The sequence below is a fragment of the Pseudomonas cucumis genome, assembly GCF_030687935.1.
GTDB lineage: Bacteria > Pseudomonadota > Gammaproteobacteria > Pseudomonadales > Pseudomonadaceae > Aquipseudomonas > Aquipseudomonas cucumis.
The window spans coordinates 1,545,537-1,560,401 of record NZ_CP117454.1 but is presented as its reverse complement, the minus strand read 5'-3'; the positions used below and the strand labels follow the sequence as shown (position 1 = coordinate 1,560,401).

Genomic DNA, 14,865 nt, shown 5'->3' with positions numbered 1-14,865 from the left:
AGCCGCAGGAAATTTATCCTACAACGGTAGCTACATTGCCATCACTGGTAAAGCCGCACAGAGAAGTAGATCGTGTTGTGGAAAAAACTGTGCAGGACGAGCGCTTAGCGACTATAAAAACGATCCCCTCAAAGAGCCTGATAGCCCATGAAATTCGACCTCGCCTACTGCCTCAGCCTCGACGAAAAGCTGTCGATCTATGACGTGCGCGATTTGAATTTCGACGAAACCATGGATTTCGATTCCGCCAAGGAGCATTTCCAGTGCCCGAACGATGCCTGCCGTTCGGCGTTTGATTCGACCAACGTGTTGGGGACGTTCAACGCCAAGAACGTGAATTACGTGCGTACGCCACACTTCAAGAACATCCCCAGCACGCGGCATGTCGAGGGTTGTCCTTATGTCAGTCTGAAGACGCCGGCGTCGGGCCTGGAGGTGGACGGGGCGGAGTCGGATGACAGTCGGGAGGAACATTTCCCGTCAGAGTTGTTGCTGACTCGGCGTGAGTATGTGCGCAAGCCGTCGAACCCAGCCGTGGCGGCGGATGTTATGCGGGATGACCCAACACCCACTTCAGCAGCCAGTAACGTCGAGCAACAGAGCCGAGAGTCGGCGCCGGACAAGACCAGTGTCTTCGCCCATCCGGTGGAGTGTTTTGTGTCGAACTTCGAGGACAAGGAGTTGCTCAAGCGCATGCCGCTGAAGATTGGCGAGCACTCGGCGCCTTATGGGTCGTTCTTCAAGAAGATCGAATATCTGCAGGACAATAAGGGGCTGATTTACTGGGGCAAGATCAAGGAGATCAAGGATTACACGCAGAGCTTTCGCATCGATTTCGAACAGAAAGTCTGGTTCAAGCAACCGGACGAGGCGAAGAAGAAGCCTTACTCAGTCAATGTTTACCTGAGCAAGAAGCTGATCGACAACTACCGCAAGCGCAAAGCGTTTCTGGAAGAGATCAAGCACGCCGTCGACAGTGAAGCAGAGTTGTATTGCTTCTTTTATGGGGTGACGCCGGAGTTGAAGCAGGTGCCGAGCAAGAAAAACCCCGAACAGACGTTCGGGGTGTTCAGTGCCAATATTGAGAACCTGGATCACTTCATTATTCGTGAAGCGCCGGGGTTGGCGGATAAGTAATTCAGTGTCAGGGCAACTTCAATGCCACATGCCCAGCGTGTTGTTTGATCAGGTTGTACGGCAGGATGCTCCATTCCACATTTCGGCACATGGCTTGGTTGTGGGCAAATGCAGGCAGCAACTTGATGCCTTTGTCGGTGAAGTACCAGGAAGGGAAGATCCACGACTGCTCTTCACCGTAGACGCAATCATCATTTCGATCAGTCGAGCTGGTGACTTGCTCGGGGTAGAGCGTACGCAATTGACCCACTAGCCACGGTGCCCATTCTTTGGTGCGGTATTCGGAATAGTCGAGATACGCGTCATAAGACGCTTTGTCGTCGAGCTGGCTCAGTTCGTAATGCTTCGGTTCACCCTGTCCTATCCACAACACATCTTCCAGCGCCAGGGTCTTGCCGGTCTTGGTATCGAGACTGAATGGCATGTCGTCCTCATCGGAATAGGACCCGCCACAGTTGGACTCGGCCCTGATGTTCACGCTGATCACCGAGGGTGACATCCACAACGGATCGGCCGTTTGGCTGTAGGCGTTCATACCGACCTGGGTGAGGCAATCGTGAAAGATGACAACTTGCTGCCACAAACGCCCCATCAACTGCTGATTGATGCGTTGCTGCTCTTCGGCGGTGTAACCCGAAACCACTTCAAACAACGACATCCCGGATTGCGGCTCGCTCCACCATTGCAGTGTGTAGCCCATGAAGGTTTCGGTCTTGCCTTGTTTGAGTTTCATACCTTGCAGGCGCAAGTACTCATAAAGCGCCACATCATGAAGCAGAGCGAGATAGGGCAAAGTACCCGCAGGAACCGGTGGTAGTTCAGCTTGCAGTAATTCTATCTTCAGGACTTTGCCTTGGGGGCTGGTCCATTCCCCGGACAAGCCATTGGGCGTTGGCCGAAGACGAATTTTCGGACGCGGCGTGCCCCCATGATCGCTATTGTTGCCCTCATCGACTACCAGCGTCTCGCCGTCCTTTCTACCACCGAGCATTAAGTCCTTGCGGTATTTTTGGTAGAAGTAGCGCCCGCTCACGTCCTCAGGGTTATAGGTGTTCATCTCCAACACTATTGGCGACTGGCCTAACGTTCCGATGTAAACCTGCTTGCCGCCGTCGGCCCACAGCGCAGTAGAAAATGTTGAGCACACCAGCACAACAATGCCGATCAAACGCCACAGCCCCTTGAACATCAAATCATCCTTGTATAAATGAACGCGTGCTCGCGGGAGATGGCCGGGTGCAGCAGACGCACCCACCAGTCCGCAATATTTGTGCAACCCAGCCTCAGAGTTGCAGCGCTACACCACCGGGATGTTGTTTGATGAGGCTGTAAGGCAAGACACCCCAGCCAATGTTTCGGCACACGGCAGCTACGTGAGGGAAGGACGGCTCTAACTTGATGCCTTTTTCGGTGAAGTACCAGTCCGGATAGCGCCAAGGGTAGTCGTCGTTGTAGCCGCATTCGTTCTCCCCTTCAGGCGTTGTCGTCATTTCCTTGGGATAGAGCTTAAGCAGTTGCGCCACCAGCCAAGGCGCCAGCTCCTTGGAGCGGTAGTCGAAATAGGTATCGGATGACTCGGATGAAGGTTCATCGTAGTCGTAGGTTTGCTCGAAATGCAGTGGTTTGCCCTGCCCCACCCACAGCACGTCATCAAGCGTCAGGACTTGCCCGGTACGGGTATCGAGATTGAGTGCCTCATTGTACTGATCCGGGTACGCACCACCGCAGTAGTAGTCGAATGAGATAGTCGCGCTCATGACGGAGGACGTCATCCACAACGGCTGAATTCCCTGACTGTAGTAGCCCCGTTTACCATCGACGTAGCACCCGAAATGCCCCACCACGCCCTGCCACAACCGCGCCATCAAGTGCTGATTGAGACGCTGGCGCGTTTCTGCGGTATACCCCGAAACCACTTCAAAGCTTTCCATATTTGTCTGTGGCTCACCCCACCATTGCAGCGTGTACCCCATGAACGTTTCGGTCCGTCCTTGTTTGAGTTTCAGGCCTTGCAGACGTAGGTATTCGTACGGCGCCTTGTCATGGAGCCTGACGAGATAGGGTAACGTTTCGGCGGACACCGGCGGGAGCTTGGCTTGCTGCAACTCGACCTTGAGGACTTTGCCTTGTGGGCTGGTCCATTCGCCGGACCAACCATCGGGGTTGGGTTGCAAGCGAATTTGCGGGAGACTTTTACCCTCATTGTCAGACTCGCTACCCTCGTCAAGTATCAGGGTATCGCCTTCTTTTTGTCCGGTGAGTACTAGATCACTGCGGTACTTTTGGTAGAAGTAGCGCCCCTCACTACCGTTGGCGCTCACTTCCAGCACAATGGGCGATTTGCCCACGGTTCCGGTGTAAACCAGAGTTCCGTTTTCAGCCCACAGCGCGGTAGAAAATGTTGAACACGCCAGCACGACAATGCCGGCCAGACGAAACAATCCTTTGAACATCAAATCATCCTTGTATAAACGAGCGCGTGATCCTGGGGGATGACCGGGTGCAGCTTGAAGTCATACGCACCCAGTCCGCAATACTTGCGTAACCCAGCCTCAGGGCAATTGCAGCGCCACGCCGCCGGGATGTTGCTTGACCACGGCGTACGGCAGCACTGACCAGCCCGGGTCATCGCAATTGCGTTGCACGCGGGCGAAGTACGGTCCCAGGTACAGGCCTTTATCGGTGAAGTACCAGTTGGAATACCCCCAAACGCTTTCGTCGGTGTAATCGCAACTGTCCTCGTCCACCGGCGTTTGCATTTCGTCGGGGTACAGCGCGGTGAAACGCTTGATCAGCCATGGTACGAACACTTCGCGCTGATAGGTGAATCGTGCTTTGTCTTCTTCCTCGGTCAAGGCTGTGTCGCCCGCGCCGTCGCGATCGGCGTGCAGCAGCGGCTTGCCTTTGCCAATCCACAGCACGTCTTCCAGCGACAGATTATGACCGGTGCGAACGTCGAGGTTGATCGGTGAATTGCCAAAGTCCGGGTGCGCACCGCCGCAGCTGTAGCTGGTGGAGATGTTCAGGCTGACCACATCGGGCGACAGGAATTTGGGGCCCACACCCTGGACGAACTCGGCATACTTTGCACCGTGCAGCAGGCAGCCATGGTAGCTGATGACTTCGCTCCAGAGCCGCCCCAACAATTGCTGATTGATCCGCTGCTGGTCGGCTTTCGGGTAGCCGGACTCGACGCTGAACATGGAGAGACTGGACTCGGGCTGCGTCCACCATTGCAGGTCGTAACCCATGAAGGACTCTTTCTTGCCCGGTTTGAGTTTCAAGCCTTGCAGGCGGAGATATTCGTAAGGGTCGCTTTTCGATAGCGCAGCAATGAAGGGCAAGGCGTCCGCCGCCGGGGCTGGAGGGTTGGCCTCGGTCAACTGCACTTGAAGGACTTTGCCCTTGGGGCTTTTCCATTCACCCTGCCAGCCGCTGGCCGTTTCTTGCAGCTTCAAGTTCGGCAGGGGGTTGTCGTCGCCGTAGCGGTTGTTGCCTTCGGTTAGCGTCAGCGTCTCTTCTTGCAGCGAGCCGCTCAGCGCCAGGTCGCGATGGTATTTCTCATAGAAGTAGCGGCCGGTGACTTCGTCCGGCTGATTGGTGTTGAGTTCCAGCACAATCGGCATGTTGCCCAGGGTGCCGGTGAACACCCGTCTCCCATCCTCGGCATGAGCAGTGGGAGACAACATGAATAACAACGCGGCGACTGGCGCCAGGCGTAACAATCCTTTGAGCATTGATCGATCCCTGAATGAGTCGGAAGCAGCGCCGGGCAGATTGAATGCGGCGCGGGTTGAACGAGGATAGATTATGGCGAGGTTGCAGGGGGGAATCGAGCCTCATCGCACGCCTCACTTCATCGCCATACTGAGCATCACTACCACCAGCAAACCAATATAAACCCGCGCATGCAACCGATCCGGTATCCGCCCGATCCATGGCGTCGCCAGGCGAATCCCCACCAGCGCCCCAACCGTCAGCACCGCAAACGCCAGCACATCCACATAACCGACAAACCAAGGCCCCAGATCAAACTCGGCAACCCCCGCCATCGCCATGTAAGTCAGCGTCCCAGCCACCGCAACGGGCAAACTCAACGGATTGGCCATGGACGTCGCCCGAGACATGCTCAACCCACAACGCCGCAGTAACGGCACGGTCATGACGCTGCCTCCCACGCCGAGAAACGTGGCGATGGTGCCGATGCCTATACCGCCGCCCGACACTTCTGCCCTGCCCAATCGCCTTGGGATTACGGCGTCAGACTGTGTGAGAAAACCGCGTCTGAACAGGCAGTCCAGAATCGTCACGCCGAGGTAGGCGATGAAGGCAAAACGGATCAGCTCGCCACTTGCCCACATCGCCGCACCAGCTCCGACGATAGCGCCCAGGCCAATGAACCCGCCCAACGGCCACACGTAATGGCGAATGAGATTACCGGCGTGGTGGTGCTTTGCGGTGGCGATCAGGGCGTTGACGATCATCACGCTGGTGGAGGTGGCCACGGCGATGTGCATCGCCGATTGGCTGATGGGATCGTCGGCGCCGTGGCTGGCTGTGAGCATGCGGTACAGCAAGGGCACGACGACGAATCCGCCGCCGAAGCCGAACAGCACGGCGGTGACGCCGGTCATGCAGCCGAAGAGTGCCAGCAAGAGGTAGAAGAACATTGCGCATCGTCCGTTGGTTGAGAGTGGCCGACGATAGAGCGATGGGGCTTGGCCTGCTTCAGCAAGCCAGCCAATAATGTTTGCGTTTACGCCAACCGCTGGATGCCCGCTCGATGCGCAATGTTTCGATTGATCTGCTGGACGCCACACCACGGCCGGTGGTGGCCATCGGCACCGATTACCCTGATGGTCGTCTGTTGCCGCGCCATACCCACCGGCGGGCGCAGTTATTGTACGGCGCCACCGGGGTGATGCAGGTGAGTACGCACGACGGCAATTGGGTGGTGCCGCCGCAGCGGGCGGTGTGGATTCCGCCGGGGGTGGCGCATGAGGTGTTGATGCTGGGGGTGAGCACGCGCAGTTTGTACATCGAACCGGGGGCGGTTGATCTGGGCAATCGTTGTCAGGTGATCAGTGTTTCGCCGTTGATGCGGCATTTGTTGATGGAGGCGGTGGAGGTTGCGTTGGAGTACGACGAGGCCGGGCGTGACGGTGCGCTGATTGATTTGCTGCTGCATGAGCTGGCCCGTAGCGCTCACTTGCCGTTGCACATTCCGCTGCCCCTGGATTCGCGGCTGCTTGGGTTGTGTCAGACGTTTCTCCAGCATCCGAACGCTCACCAATCGCCACAACAATGGGCTGATCAGTTGCATATCAGTTTGCGTACTTTCAATCGCCTGTTCCGCCAACAGACCGGGCTGAATTTCAGCCAATGGCGGCAGCGGGCCTGTGTGGTGCTGGCTTTGGCGCGGCTGGCGGTGGGCACGCCGGTAACGCGGATTGCGCTGGATTTTGGTTACGACAGCCCGGCGGCGTTCTCGACGATGTTTCGTCGCGTGCTGGGGCAGGCACCGTCCGTTTGGTTGGAGGGGGTGAAATAAAGAGCTCGTTGCCGCTAATGCCATTAGTTAAGCGTTCGGCTGTAGCAGCTGTCGAGCGGGAGCAAGCTCCCTCGCCACAGGTACAATGTTTGTCTCAAAATCCCATAAGCATCAGCCACTGCCTTGTTCTGACAGCAACTCAAAACTCTGCTCCTTCACATTCTGAGAATCCAGACCGATTTGCACCCGGAACTCACCCGGCTCAGCGACGTGTTCCAGTTGGGCGTTAAAGAACTTCAAGTCGTTCTCATTAATGCTGAAATGGACTGCTTTCTCCTCTCCCGCCTTGAGCATGATTTTTTGAAAGTTCTTCAGTTCTTTGACCGGACGGCTGACGGAGCCAACGACATCGCGGATGTATAGCTGAACCACCGTTTCGCCGTCGCGCTGGCCGACATTCTTCACCATGACGCTGGCGACGAGATTGTCGGTCTTGCTCAGTGTGGTCGAAGACAGGGCCATGTCGGTCAGGCTGAAATCGGTATAGCTGAGCCCATAGCCGAAGGGATAAAGCGGACCATGAGATTGATCGAAATATTGAGACGTGTAGTTGCGAAGCGCACCCGCTATGTAGGGGCGACCGGTGTTCAAGTGACTGTAGTAATTGGGGATCTGCCCCACGGAGCGTGGAAAGGTGATGGGTAACTTGCCGGACGGGTTGTAGTCCCCGAACAACACATCGGCAACGGCGTTGCCTCCCTCGGAGCCGCTGTACCAGGTTTCCAGAATCGCATTGGCCAACTTCTGCTCCTTGCCGATGGACAGTGGCCTACCGTTCATCAATACCAGTACCAGCGGCTTGCCGGTGGCTTTGAGGGCAGTGATCAATTCACTCTGTCGCCCAGGCAGATCGAGGCTGGTTCGACTGGCCGCTTCATGAGACATACTGCGGGGCTCGCCCACCACTGCAATCACAACATCAGCTTGCTGTGCAGCCTTGACCGCTTCGTCAATCATTTCTGCTGCCGGACGAGGGTCATTCTTGATTTCGGACTCGCCCAGGTATTTGAGAACCTCCAGATCCTCCGTGAGATTGGCGCCTCGGGCATAGATCAGCGAGCCCTGGTTCATCGCGTTTTTCAGTCCGTCGTAGATCGTCACCGATTGTGCGGGCACGCCGCTTGCGGACCAACTGCCCATGATGTCGACGGTACTTTTTGCCAACGGGCCTATGAGCGCAATCACGCCCTCTTTTTTTAGCGGCAAGAGCCCGTTTTCATTCTTGAGCAGCACCAATGTCTTGCGTGCCACCTCACGGGCCTGCGCTCTGTGCAGACGGTATTCGGCATTGTTGTCAGCGGGGTCTTCACTGGCAACGCCGATGCGCCGGTAAGGGTCTTCGAACAACCCCATGTCGTACTTGGCCCCCAGCACTTCCCGTACCGCGTTATCGATATTGCTCTGGGAAATAGCGCCAGACTCAAGCAGCCCCTTTAGCTCCGGACCATAGGAGAAGTCGTTCATGCTCATAGCAACGCCGGCCCTGATCGCGAGCCTGGCCGCTTCGCGGTGATTCTTCGCCACACCATGCTGAACCAGATCGTTTATCCCGTTGTGGTCGCTGATAACCAGTCCCTTGAAGCCCCATGCTTTGCGCAGCAGATCTTGCATCAGCCAGGCATTGGAAGCGGCGGGCACGCCATTTATCGAATTAAGCGCCACCATCATCGCCCCCGCGCCACCCTCAATTGCCGAACGATAAGGTGGCAGGTAATCCTGGTACATCCGGGCCAGGCCCATGTCGACGCTGTTGTAGTCGCGTCCACCTTCCACAGCCCCATACAACGCAAAGTGTTTGGCGCTGGCCATGATGCTGTCGGGTGCATTCGGGCTTGTGCCCTGGTAGGCCTGAACCATCGCTTTGGCAATGCGCGACACCAGGTAGGTGTCTTCGCCGAAGCCTTCGGAGGTACGTCCCCAACGAGGGTCCCGGGCGATATCTATCATCGGGGCGAAGGTCATATCGATACCGTCGGCACTGGCTTCTTTTGCCGCTATCCGACCGCTTAACTCGATAGCGCCAATATCCCAGCTGGAGGCCAATGCCAGGCCAATGGGGAAAATGGTTCGATGGCCGTGTATCACGTCCCAGCCGAAAAACATCGGTATTTTCAGGCGGCTTTGTTGAGCCGCGTCCTGCATGGGTCGGTTTACGTAACGGCTTACAGAGCCGTAGGTACCACCGATTCGCCCGGCGGCGATCTCTTCGCGTATCTTTTCGGGCGTCATCTTTTCATCAATAGCGATCAGCCGCAGTTGGCCAATTTTTTCCTCCAGGGTCATCTGATTTATCAGGTTGCTGACAAAGGCCTCTTTGCTCAACGATGCCATATCAGCCACGACAGGCAGACTTGTAAAACCGATCAGGGCACATAACAGACGTAGTCTTTTCATGATTCCCTTCCCCGCATAACGCTGTAACGCACTGCGTCATAAACGCCACTTTCCTTGTATTGAAAATCAGAAAGCTGACGTTCAATCGTTGCTGCTGACGGGAGTTGAAAACCCTGAGCCTTCAAGATCCCGCATAGAAACAGCGTAGTCGGTCCCAGGCGCCTGCCTGAGCGAAAAAAGGAATCGATCAAAAAAATGAGTTTGATCCGGGATCAAAACAACTGTACAAAAACACAGTATATTTTGAATCAGCACTCTCGAGCCCGGAGAACACCATGGCCACTCTTGCGATGAAAATCACCCTGGAACGTATCGCCCTCTTCCAGTTCACCCCCGCCCACTGTGCCCAGGCCCGAGCGATGCTGGGCTGGAGTGTTGAAGAGTTATCCGAGGAATCCGGGGTTTCCGTTGATGCCATTCAGCGCTTCGAGGCGGAACGCGATGTGCTGGATGTCACCCGGCTGGCGTTGGCGTATCGGTTTGAATCGCAAGGTCTGGTGTTCTTCCCGGGGTTTGCACCGGGCAGAGGGATGAATGTGCGAGGGTCTACGCCGGATCCGGTGGGGCGGGCGGATTATGCGATGGTTGAGTGAGGTGTCAGCAGATGAATGAAATCGATGGAAGCAACAGCTGCGTTTATGAGGCGCTGGGCTATTCCGAGGCGGGTGAGATGCGGGCCAAAGCCGAACACGTCATGAAGATTGGCTTGCTCCTCGAAACCGGTCGGCTGAGTAAGACTGAGGCCGCGCAAAGGCTCGGACTGTCTCAGGAGGAGCTGGACGAAATACTGAGTGGAAAATTTCGCGATTTGACCGTGGCAAAGATCTCGGAATATCCAAACCTGCCTATTGGATGAACGCAGATAGATGGGTCAAGGAGCCCACCGCGACATCCTCTTTGTAGCAGCTGGCGAAGCCTGCGTTCGGCTGCGCAGCAGTCGTAAAATCAGAGATTGCGGTACGTCAGGCAGACCGCGTCAGCCGGATTCACGACTGCTGCGCAGCCGAACGCAGGCTTCGCCAGCTGCTACGGATCGCATTACGGCATAACTGACCGGCGTAGGGCCGCTCCATGGCAAGCGGCCCGGCAGCACAACATCAAGCGTTCTGAGGCACCATCGGATCGCTGACACCGTCCAACCCCAGCCACCAGGGACGACCACGCTGCGGATACATCACGTTGAATGCTTCGCCCATTTGCGGTGTGGTGATTGACACGCTCCGTTCCCAGGCCAACGCCAAAATACGGTCGAAAGGTTCGTACCAGGTGTGCATCGACAGGTCGAAGGTGCCGTTGTGGATTGGCAGCAACCAGCGCCCTTTAAGATCAATGTGCGCTTGCAGGGTTTGCTCGGGCTGCATGTGAACGTGCGGCCACTCGACGTTGTAGGCGCCGGTTTCCATGAGCGTGAGGTCGAATGGGCCGTACTGTTCGCCGATGCGTTTAAAGCCGTCGAAATAGCCGCTGTCGCCACTGAAGAAGATCCGCGTGTCGCCGTCGATCATCACCCACGATGCCCAAAGGGTGCTGTTGCTGTCGAACAGGCCACGACCGGAGAAGTGCTGCGAAGGTGTGGCGACGAATTGAAGACCACCGACCTCGGTGCTCTGCCACCAATCCAGTTGCCGTATTTTGCTGGCATCGATACCCCATTTGATCAGGGTGTCGCCGACCCCCAGCGGGGTGAGGAAGTATTGCGTTTTGTCCGCCAGTTTGAGGACAGCCTGATAGTCGAGGTGGTCGTAATGATCGTGGGACAGGATCACCGCTTCAATCGGCGGCAGGTCTTCGAGGCTGATCGGCGGTTGATGGAAACGCTTCGGGCCGGCCCATTGCACCGGTGAGGCGCGTTCGGCGAAGACCGGATCGGTGATCCAGAATTTGTCCCGCAACTTGAGCAGTACGGTGGAATGGCCGAGGCGATAGACACTGTGATTGGGCGCGGCGATCAACGCAGCCTGGGTAAGGGTTTGCACCGGGACCGGGGTGGACGGCCGGGTGTCGCGTGGTTTGTGAAAGATCATGTTCCAAATAATGCGCAAGGTTTTGCGAAAGCCTTCGCGCTTTACCGGTACATGATTTCGGTACTGCCCTTGAGCCTGTCGTGAAGCTTCAGGCGTTGAGGCGTTATCCGCTGGAGAAGTTGAAGTGGCCATGACTGAATGACTCCAGAAAAACCGCAGCACACGATTTTTCGCTTGGGACGATAAATGGCCAAGGCACGCACGCATCAGCCGCAGATTCTATTTTTTACTGGGCAGGATTAACAAAACATTACACTGCACAGTGTAGTTCCAAGGTTGCATCAAAGCTGATCACAAGTAAACTACCAAGTGTAGTTCCCCACTTCTTCCTGCCTAAGCGTATTTATGACAGCTCCCCAGCGCCTCACTGACCGTAAACGCGAAGCCATCATTCAGGCGGCGATTGCCGAGTTCCGTGCCAACGGTTTCGACATCACCAGCATGGACAAGATCGCCGCCACCGCTGGCGTGTCGAAGCGCACGGTGTACAACCACTTCCCGAGCAAGGAAGAATTGTTCGCCGAGATCCTCAATCAGTTATGGGCACGGGTGACGGCCGAACAGGAAACGGCCTACCGCCCTGACCTGCCCCTGCGCGATCAGTTGCGGCTGATATTGCTGGCGAAGCTGCAGATACTGGCCGATGACAATTTCCTCGACCTGGCACGGGTGGCGATCGCCGCCGCCATTCATTCTCCCGAGCGTGCGCAAAACATGGTCGCCCGGATGGGTGAGCGTGAAGAAAGCCTGACCGTGTGGATTCGCGCCGCCCAGACCGATGGCCGTTTGAAACCGGTCGCGCCTGAGTTTGCCGCGCAACAGATGCAGGGATTGCTCAAGGCCTTTGCGTTCTGGCCGCAGATTTCCATGGGCCAGCCAGGCTTGTCACCCGAGATGCAGCACACCGTGATGGAGTCGGCGCTGGACATGTTCCTGGCGTGTTATGAGTTCTGAATCGCGCTGCAAAAAATGACAATGTCCGCCGTTCTATCGCTGATCGGTCGCGCTGCATAAAACATCGCAATGTGTTTCAGAATGAAACTGGCGCTGGGTCTATAGTGAGCCTCAGTCCCAGCGGCCATGCAGAGAGCACCATGAGCACCCCGACCCGCGAAACCGAAACCGAACTCACCGGCCCCGTCGATCACCTGCGCTTCCATCGCCCTCACGCTCACTTGGCACCCACTTTCGGCACCGACCGTTTTGCCCTGCGCGCCGAGGCCTTTGCACGGTTCTTCGGCACGCCGACTTTTCTCGGCGCCCAGACCCTGATTGTGGTGCTCTGGATGTGCCTGAACGTGTTCGGCGTGACGGATTTCGATCTGTACCCGTTCATCCTGCTCAACCTGGCATTCAGCCTGCAAGCGGCCTATGCCGCGCCGCTGATTCTCCTCGCCCAGACACGTCAAGCGGCACGGGATAAAGCCCAGTCAGACGCCGATGCGCGACACCGTGAAGCCTTGGCCATCGCCAACAGTGAACGCCAGGCCCAGGCCGCACGAAACACTGCGCAACTGATGGAGTTGCTGGAGCAAAACACCCGGCTCACCGAAATCACCAAGACCCTGACCGAGCGTATCGAAAGCCTGACGTCGGAAATGCATCAACACTTTGTAGGCAAAGAACCGCCGAAGGCGTGATCCGACTCAAGGCAACTTCAGCGCCCGTCCCAACTCATCGAACAACGTCACCACCGAGCGCAACGCGCGGCAGTCCGGGCGCGTGAGCAACCACAGGGCGGTGTCGTAACCGTGCAACGGCTCGGTCAACGGTTGCAGTCCATCACCGATGAGGAAGTCCGGCAATGCCGCGACACCCAGCCCGGCCCGCACCAACTCGGTCACCGACAACATGCTGTTGCAGCGATAACCCGGTATCACGCCAGGCAACTGCTGACGACGCCAGGCGACGGTGGGGTGATCGGGCAGGAAGTCGTCCGGGGCGATCCAGGTCAATGCAGCCAAGTCGTGGGAATCAACCGATTGTAGATAGGCCGCGCTGGCACAGACCCGGTAGGAAATATCCGCCAGCCGCCGACCAACCAAATGCTCGGGCGGTGTGCGTGTCAGCCGCAAAGCGATGTCGGCGTCGCGACGGCTGAGGTTGGCGAAATCGTTGGAGGTGCAGAGTTCAATGGTCAGCCCCGGGTAAGACGGCATGAACCGCGCCAGCGCCGGCAACAACAAACTTTGCAGGACCGAGTCGGTGCAGGTCAGGCGCACCGTGCCGCTGATGACTTCACCGCCCTGCTCCACGCCAATGCGCGCCGCCTCCAGCGCTTGTTCGGCGCGTTCAGCCTGCTCGGCCAGGGTCTGTGCCAAGGTGGTCGGCAGATAACCGGTACGGCTCTTTTCGAACAGTTGCTGGCCCAACGCGGCTTCCAGTCGGCGGACGGCGCGAAACACCGTCGAGACATCGACTTTCAACAACGCCGATGCCCGGGCCAGAGAGCCGCCGCGCACCAGGGCGAGGATCAGGGACAGGTCCGGGTAGTCCAGTCGATAGTGCGTCGGTGCATTGATCACTTGGGATAACGCCAATATTGATTGCGTGAACGCCAATCTATAGTGGGTGCCAGGAATCAACAAGCGTCGAGATCACTCATGGAAACCAACGCCATCCGCATCGCCCTGATCGGCGATTACGACCCACAGGTCACCGCCCACCAAGCCATTCCCATCGCCCTCGGCATGGCCGCCGAACATTCAGACAAGGACATACAGTTTCAGTGGTTGGCCACTGACACCATCAACGCCGATACGCCACTGGATGACTTCGATGGTTTCTGGTGCGTGCCCGCCAGCCCTTATCGCGACATGGACGGCGCATTACGGGCGATCCGTTTTGCCCGCGAGCAGCAGCGACCTTTCCTCGGCACTTGCGGCGGTTTTCAGCACGCAGTACTCGAATTCGCCCGCAACGTTCTGGGCTGGAAAGATGCCGAACACGGCGAGACATCGCCCGACGCGACGCGGGCATTACTCACGCCGCTGACCTGTTCGATGGTGGAAGCCGTCGACAGTATTCATTTGCTTGAAGGCTCGTTGATCGCCAAGGCGTACAAAAACGCTGAGATTCGCGAGGGATATCGCTGCCGTTATGGTGTGAATCCTGAATTTGAACGGGAGCTGCTTAAACAACAGTTGCACGCGGTTGGCCATGATTCGGCGGGAGGGCTGCGGGCGGTGGAGCTAAAAGATCATCCGTTCTTCGTCGCCACGCTGTTCCAACCGGAACGCGCCGCGCTCAAGGGTATTCTGCCGCCGTTGGTTCGCGCGTTGATCGAGGTTTGTGCGAGGCAAAAATCATGATCGCCCAGACACCTGCAACGCCTTACTACGCAGTGATTTTCACCTCGCTGCGCACTGACGGCGATCACGGTTACCAACAGGCCGCCGAACGCATGGTGCAACTGGCCCGTGAGCAACCCGGCTTCCTTGGCATGGAGTCGGCCCGGGGTGCGGACGGGCTCGGGATTACGGTGTCCTACTGGGACAGCGAAGCAGCGATCCTGACCTGGAAGCACCATCCCGAGCACAGCGCGATTCGCGAGCGCGGGCGTTCGACCTGGTATTCGGCGTGTCATACGCGAGTGTGCAGGGTTGAGCGGGCCTATGCGTTCAAACAGTAAATGACGCAGTGTTCTGTAGGCCGTCTTCGCGGGCAAGCCCGCTCCCACAGGTTTTCGGGGTTGGGCCAGATTGCATGCACGCTACAAATCCTTGTGGGAGCGGGCTTGCCCGCGAAGAGGCCAGAACA

Annotated in this window: 15 protein-coding genes; 8 read left to right on the top strand and 7 right to left on the bottom strand. The window is 57.3% G+C overall.

Annotation, left to right across the window (positions count from 1 at the left end):
- Nucleotides 1–147: 147 nt before the first annotated feature.
- Entirely contained in the window at nucleotides 148–1,137 is a 990-nt protein-coding gene (locus tag PSH97_RS07045) for a hypothetical protein (RefSeq protein ID WP_305448634.1), read from the top strand.
- 7 nt (nucleotides 1,138–1,144) lie between these two features.
- Here PSH97_RS07045 and PSH97_RS07040 read toward each other — a convergent pair whose 3' ends face one another.
- From PSH97_RS07040 to PSH97_RS07025, 4 genes are all read right to left on the bottom strand, one after another.
- A complete protein-coding gene (locus PSH97_RS07040) occupies nucleotides 1,145–2,326 on the bottom strand; it encodes a hypothetical protein (RefSeq protein WP_305448633.1) in 1,182 nt (393 codons plus the stop codon).
- Nucleotides 2,327–2,420: 94 nt separating this feature from the next.
- Complete coding sequence (locus PSH97_RS07035) at nucleotides 2,421–3,590, bottom strand: hypothetical protein (protein WP_305448632.1); 1,170 nt, start codon at nucleotides 3,588–3,590, stop codon at nucleotides 2,421–2,423.
- A gap of 99 nt (nucleotides 3,591–3,689) precedes the next feature.
- Entirely contained in the window at nucleotides 3,690–4,874 is a 1,185-nt protein-coding gene (locus PSH97_RS07030) for a hypothetical protein (protein WP_305448631.1), read from the bottom strand.
- 114 nt (nucleotides 4,875–4,988) lie between these two features.
- Nucleotides 4,989–5,807 carry a sulfite exporter TauE/SafE family protein gene (locus PSH97_RS07025; RefSeq protein WP_305448630.1) on the bottom strand — a complete coding sequence of 273 codons (819 nt, stop codon included), beginning with the start codon at nucleotides 5,805–5,807 and terminating at the stop codon, nucleotides 4,989–4,991.
- Nucleotides 5,808–5,920: 113 nt separating this feature from the next.
- On the opposite strand from PSH97_RS07025, the gene PSH97_RS07020 reads away from it, so the two are divergent.
- Nucleotides 5,921–6,688, top strand: coding sequence for an AraC family transcriptional regulator (locus tag PSH97_RS07020; RefSeq protein ID WP_305448629.1), 768 nt, complete (start codon nucleotides 5,921–5,923; stop codon nucleotides 6,686–6,688).
- A gap of 111 nt (nucleotides 6,689–6,799) precedes the next feature.
- Here PSH97_RS07020 and bglX read toward each other — a convergent pair whose 3' ends face one another.
- On the bottom strand, nucleotides 6,800–9,082 hold the full coding sequence (bglX, locus tag PSH97_RS07015) for a beta-glucosidase BglX (protein ID WP_305448628.1): 2,283 nt from the start codon (nucleotides 9,080–9,082) through the stop codon (nucleotides 6,800–6,802).
- A gap of 275 nt (nucleotides 9,083–9,357) precedes the next feature.
- Between bglX and PSH97_RS07010 the strand changes: the two genes are divergently transcribed.
- Together PSH97_RS07010 and PSH97_RS07005 are read left to right on the top strand one after the other, a co-directional pair.
- A complete protein-coding gene (locus tag PSH97_RS07010) occupies nucleotides 9,358–9,675 on the top strand; it encodes a helix-turn-helix domain-containing protein (RefSeq protein ID WP_038979406.1) in 318 nt (105 codons plus the stop codon).
- 11 nt (nucleotides 9,676–9,686) lie between these two features.
- Nucleotides 9,687–9,938, top strand: coding sequence for an XRE family transcriptional regulator (locus PSH97_RS07005; RefSeq protein ID WP_305448627.1), 252 nt, complete (start codon nucleotides 9,687–9,689; stop codon nucleotides 9,936–9,938).
- Nucleotides 9,939–10,179: 241 nt separating this feature from the next.
- Here PSH97_RS07005 and PSH97_RS07000 read toward each other — a convergent pair whose 3' ends face one another.
- Complete coding sequence (locus PSH97_RS07000) at nucleotides 10,180–11,238, bottom strand: MBL fold metallo-hydrolase (RefSeq protein ID WP_305448626.1); 1,059 nt, start codon at nucleotides 11,236–11,238, stop codon at nucleotides 10,180–10,182.
- A gap of 213 nt (nucleotides 11,239–11,451) precedes the next feature.
- Between PSH97_RS07000 and PSH97_RS06995 the strand changes: the two genes are divergently transcribed.
- Entirely contained in the window at nucleotides 11,452–12,060 is a 609-nt protein-coding gene (locus PSH97_RS06995; RefSeq protein ID WP_305448625.1) for a TetR/AcrR family transcriptional regulator, read from the top strand.
- 140 nt (nucleotides 12,061–12,200) lie between these two features.
- Entirely contained in the window at nucleotides 12,201–12,746 is a 546-nt protein-coding gene (locus PSH97_RS06990; RefSeq protein ID WP_305448624.1) for a DUF1003 domain-containing protein, read from the top strand.
- A gap of 6 nt (nucleotides 12,747–12,752) precedes the next feature.
- Here PSH97_RS06990 and PSH97_RS06985 read toward each other — a convergent pair whose 3' ends face one another.
- On the bottom strand, nucleotides 12,753–13,694 hold the full coding sequence (locus PSH97_RS06985; protein ID WP_305448623.1) for a LysR family transcriptional regulator: 942 nt from the start codon (nucleotides 13,692–13,694) through the stop codon (nucleotides 12,753–12,755).
- Between the two features lie 15 nt (nucleotides 13,695–13,709).
- Between PSH97_RS06985 and PSH97_RS06980 the strand changes: the two genes are divergently transcribed.
- Both PSH97_RS06980 and PSH97_RS06975 read left to right on the top strand, forming a co-directional pair.
- Complete coding sequence (locus tag PSH97_RS06980) at nucleotides 13,710–14,417, top strand: CTP synthase C-terminal region-related (seleno)protein (protein WP_305448622.1); 708 nt, start codon at nucleotides 13,710–13,712, stop codon at nucleotides 14,415–14,417.
- The gene (locus PSH97_RS06975; RefSeq protein WP_305448621.1) at nucleotides 14,414–14,737 is read left to right on the top strand and encodes an antibiotic biosynthesis monooxygenase family protein; all 324 of its coding nucleotides are present in this window, start codon (nucleotides 14,414–14,416) and stop codon (nucleotides 14,735–14,737) included. The genes PSH97_RS06980 and PSH97_RS06975 overlap by 4 nt, the downstream gene beginning before the upstream one ends.
- Nucleotides 14,738–14,865: the final 128 nt, after the last annotated feature.

Bases quoted from the DNA above. Each gene is read 5' to 3' on its own strand.
- PSH97_RS07025 (WP_305448630.1), bottom strand. From the start codon at position 5,807: ATGTTCTTCTACCTCTTGCTGGCACTCTTCGGCTGCATGACCGGCGTC.
- PSH97_RS06995 (WP_305448625.1), top strand. From the start codon at position 11,452: ATGACAGCTCCCCAGCGCCTCACTGACCGTAAACGCGAAGCCATCATT.
- bglX (WP_305448628.1), bottom strand. From the start codon at position 9,082: ATGAAAAGACTACGTCTGTTATGTGCCCTGATCGGTTTTACAAGTCTG.
- PSH97_RS07020 (WP_305448629.1), top strand. From the start codon at position 5,921: ATGCGCAATGTTTCGATTGATCTGCTGGACGCCACACCACGGCCGGTG.
- PSH97_RS06990 (WP_305448624.1), top strand. From the start codon at position 12,201: ATGAGCACCCCGACCCGCGAAACCGAAACCGAACTCACCGGCCCCGTC.
- PSH97_RS07005 (WP_305448627.1), top strand. From the start codon at position 9,687: ATGAATGAAATCGATGGAAGCAACAGCTGCGTTTATGAGGCGCTGGGC.
- PSH97_RS07045 (WP_305448634.1), top strand. From the start codon at position 148: ATGAAATTCGACCTCGCCTACTGCCTCAGCCTCGACGAAAAGCTGTCG.
- PSH97_RS07000 (WP_305448626.1), bottom strand. From the start codon at position 11,238: ATGGCCACTTCAACTTCTCCAGCGGATAACGCCTCAACGCCTGAAGCT.
- PSH97_RS07035 (WP_305448632.1), bottom strand. From the start codon at position 3,590: ATGTTCAAAGGATTGTTTCGTCTGGCCGGCATTGTCGTGCTGGCGTGT.
- PSH97_RS07010 (WP_038979406.1), top strand. From the start codon at position 9,358: ATGGCCACTCTTGCGATGAAAATCACCCTGGAACGTATCGCCCTCTTC.
- PSH97_RS07030 (WP_305448631.1), bottom strand. From the start codon at position 4,874: ATGCTCAAAGGATTGTTACGCCTGGCGCCAGTCGCCGCGTTGTTATTC.
- PSH97_RS06975 (WP_305448621.1), top strand. From the start codon at position 14,414: ATGATCGCCCAGACACCTGCAACGCCTTACTACGCAGTGATTTTCACC.
- PSH97_RS06980 (WP_305448622.1), top strand. From the start codon at position 13,710: ATGGAAACCAACGCCATCCGCATCGCCCTGATCGGCGATTACGACCCA.
- PSH97_RS07040 (WP_305448633.1), bottom strand. From the start codon at position 2,326: ATGTTCAAGGGGCTGTGGCGTTTGATCGGCATTGTTGTGCTGGTGTGC.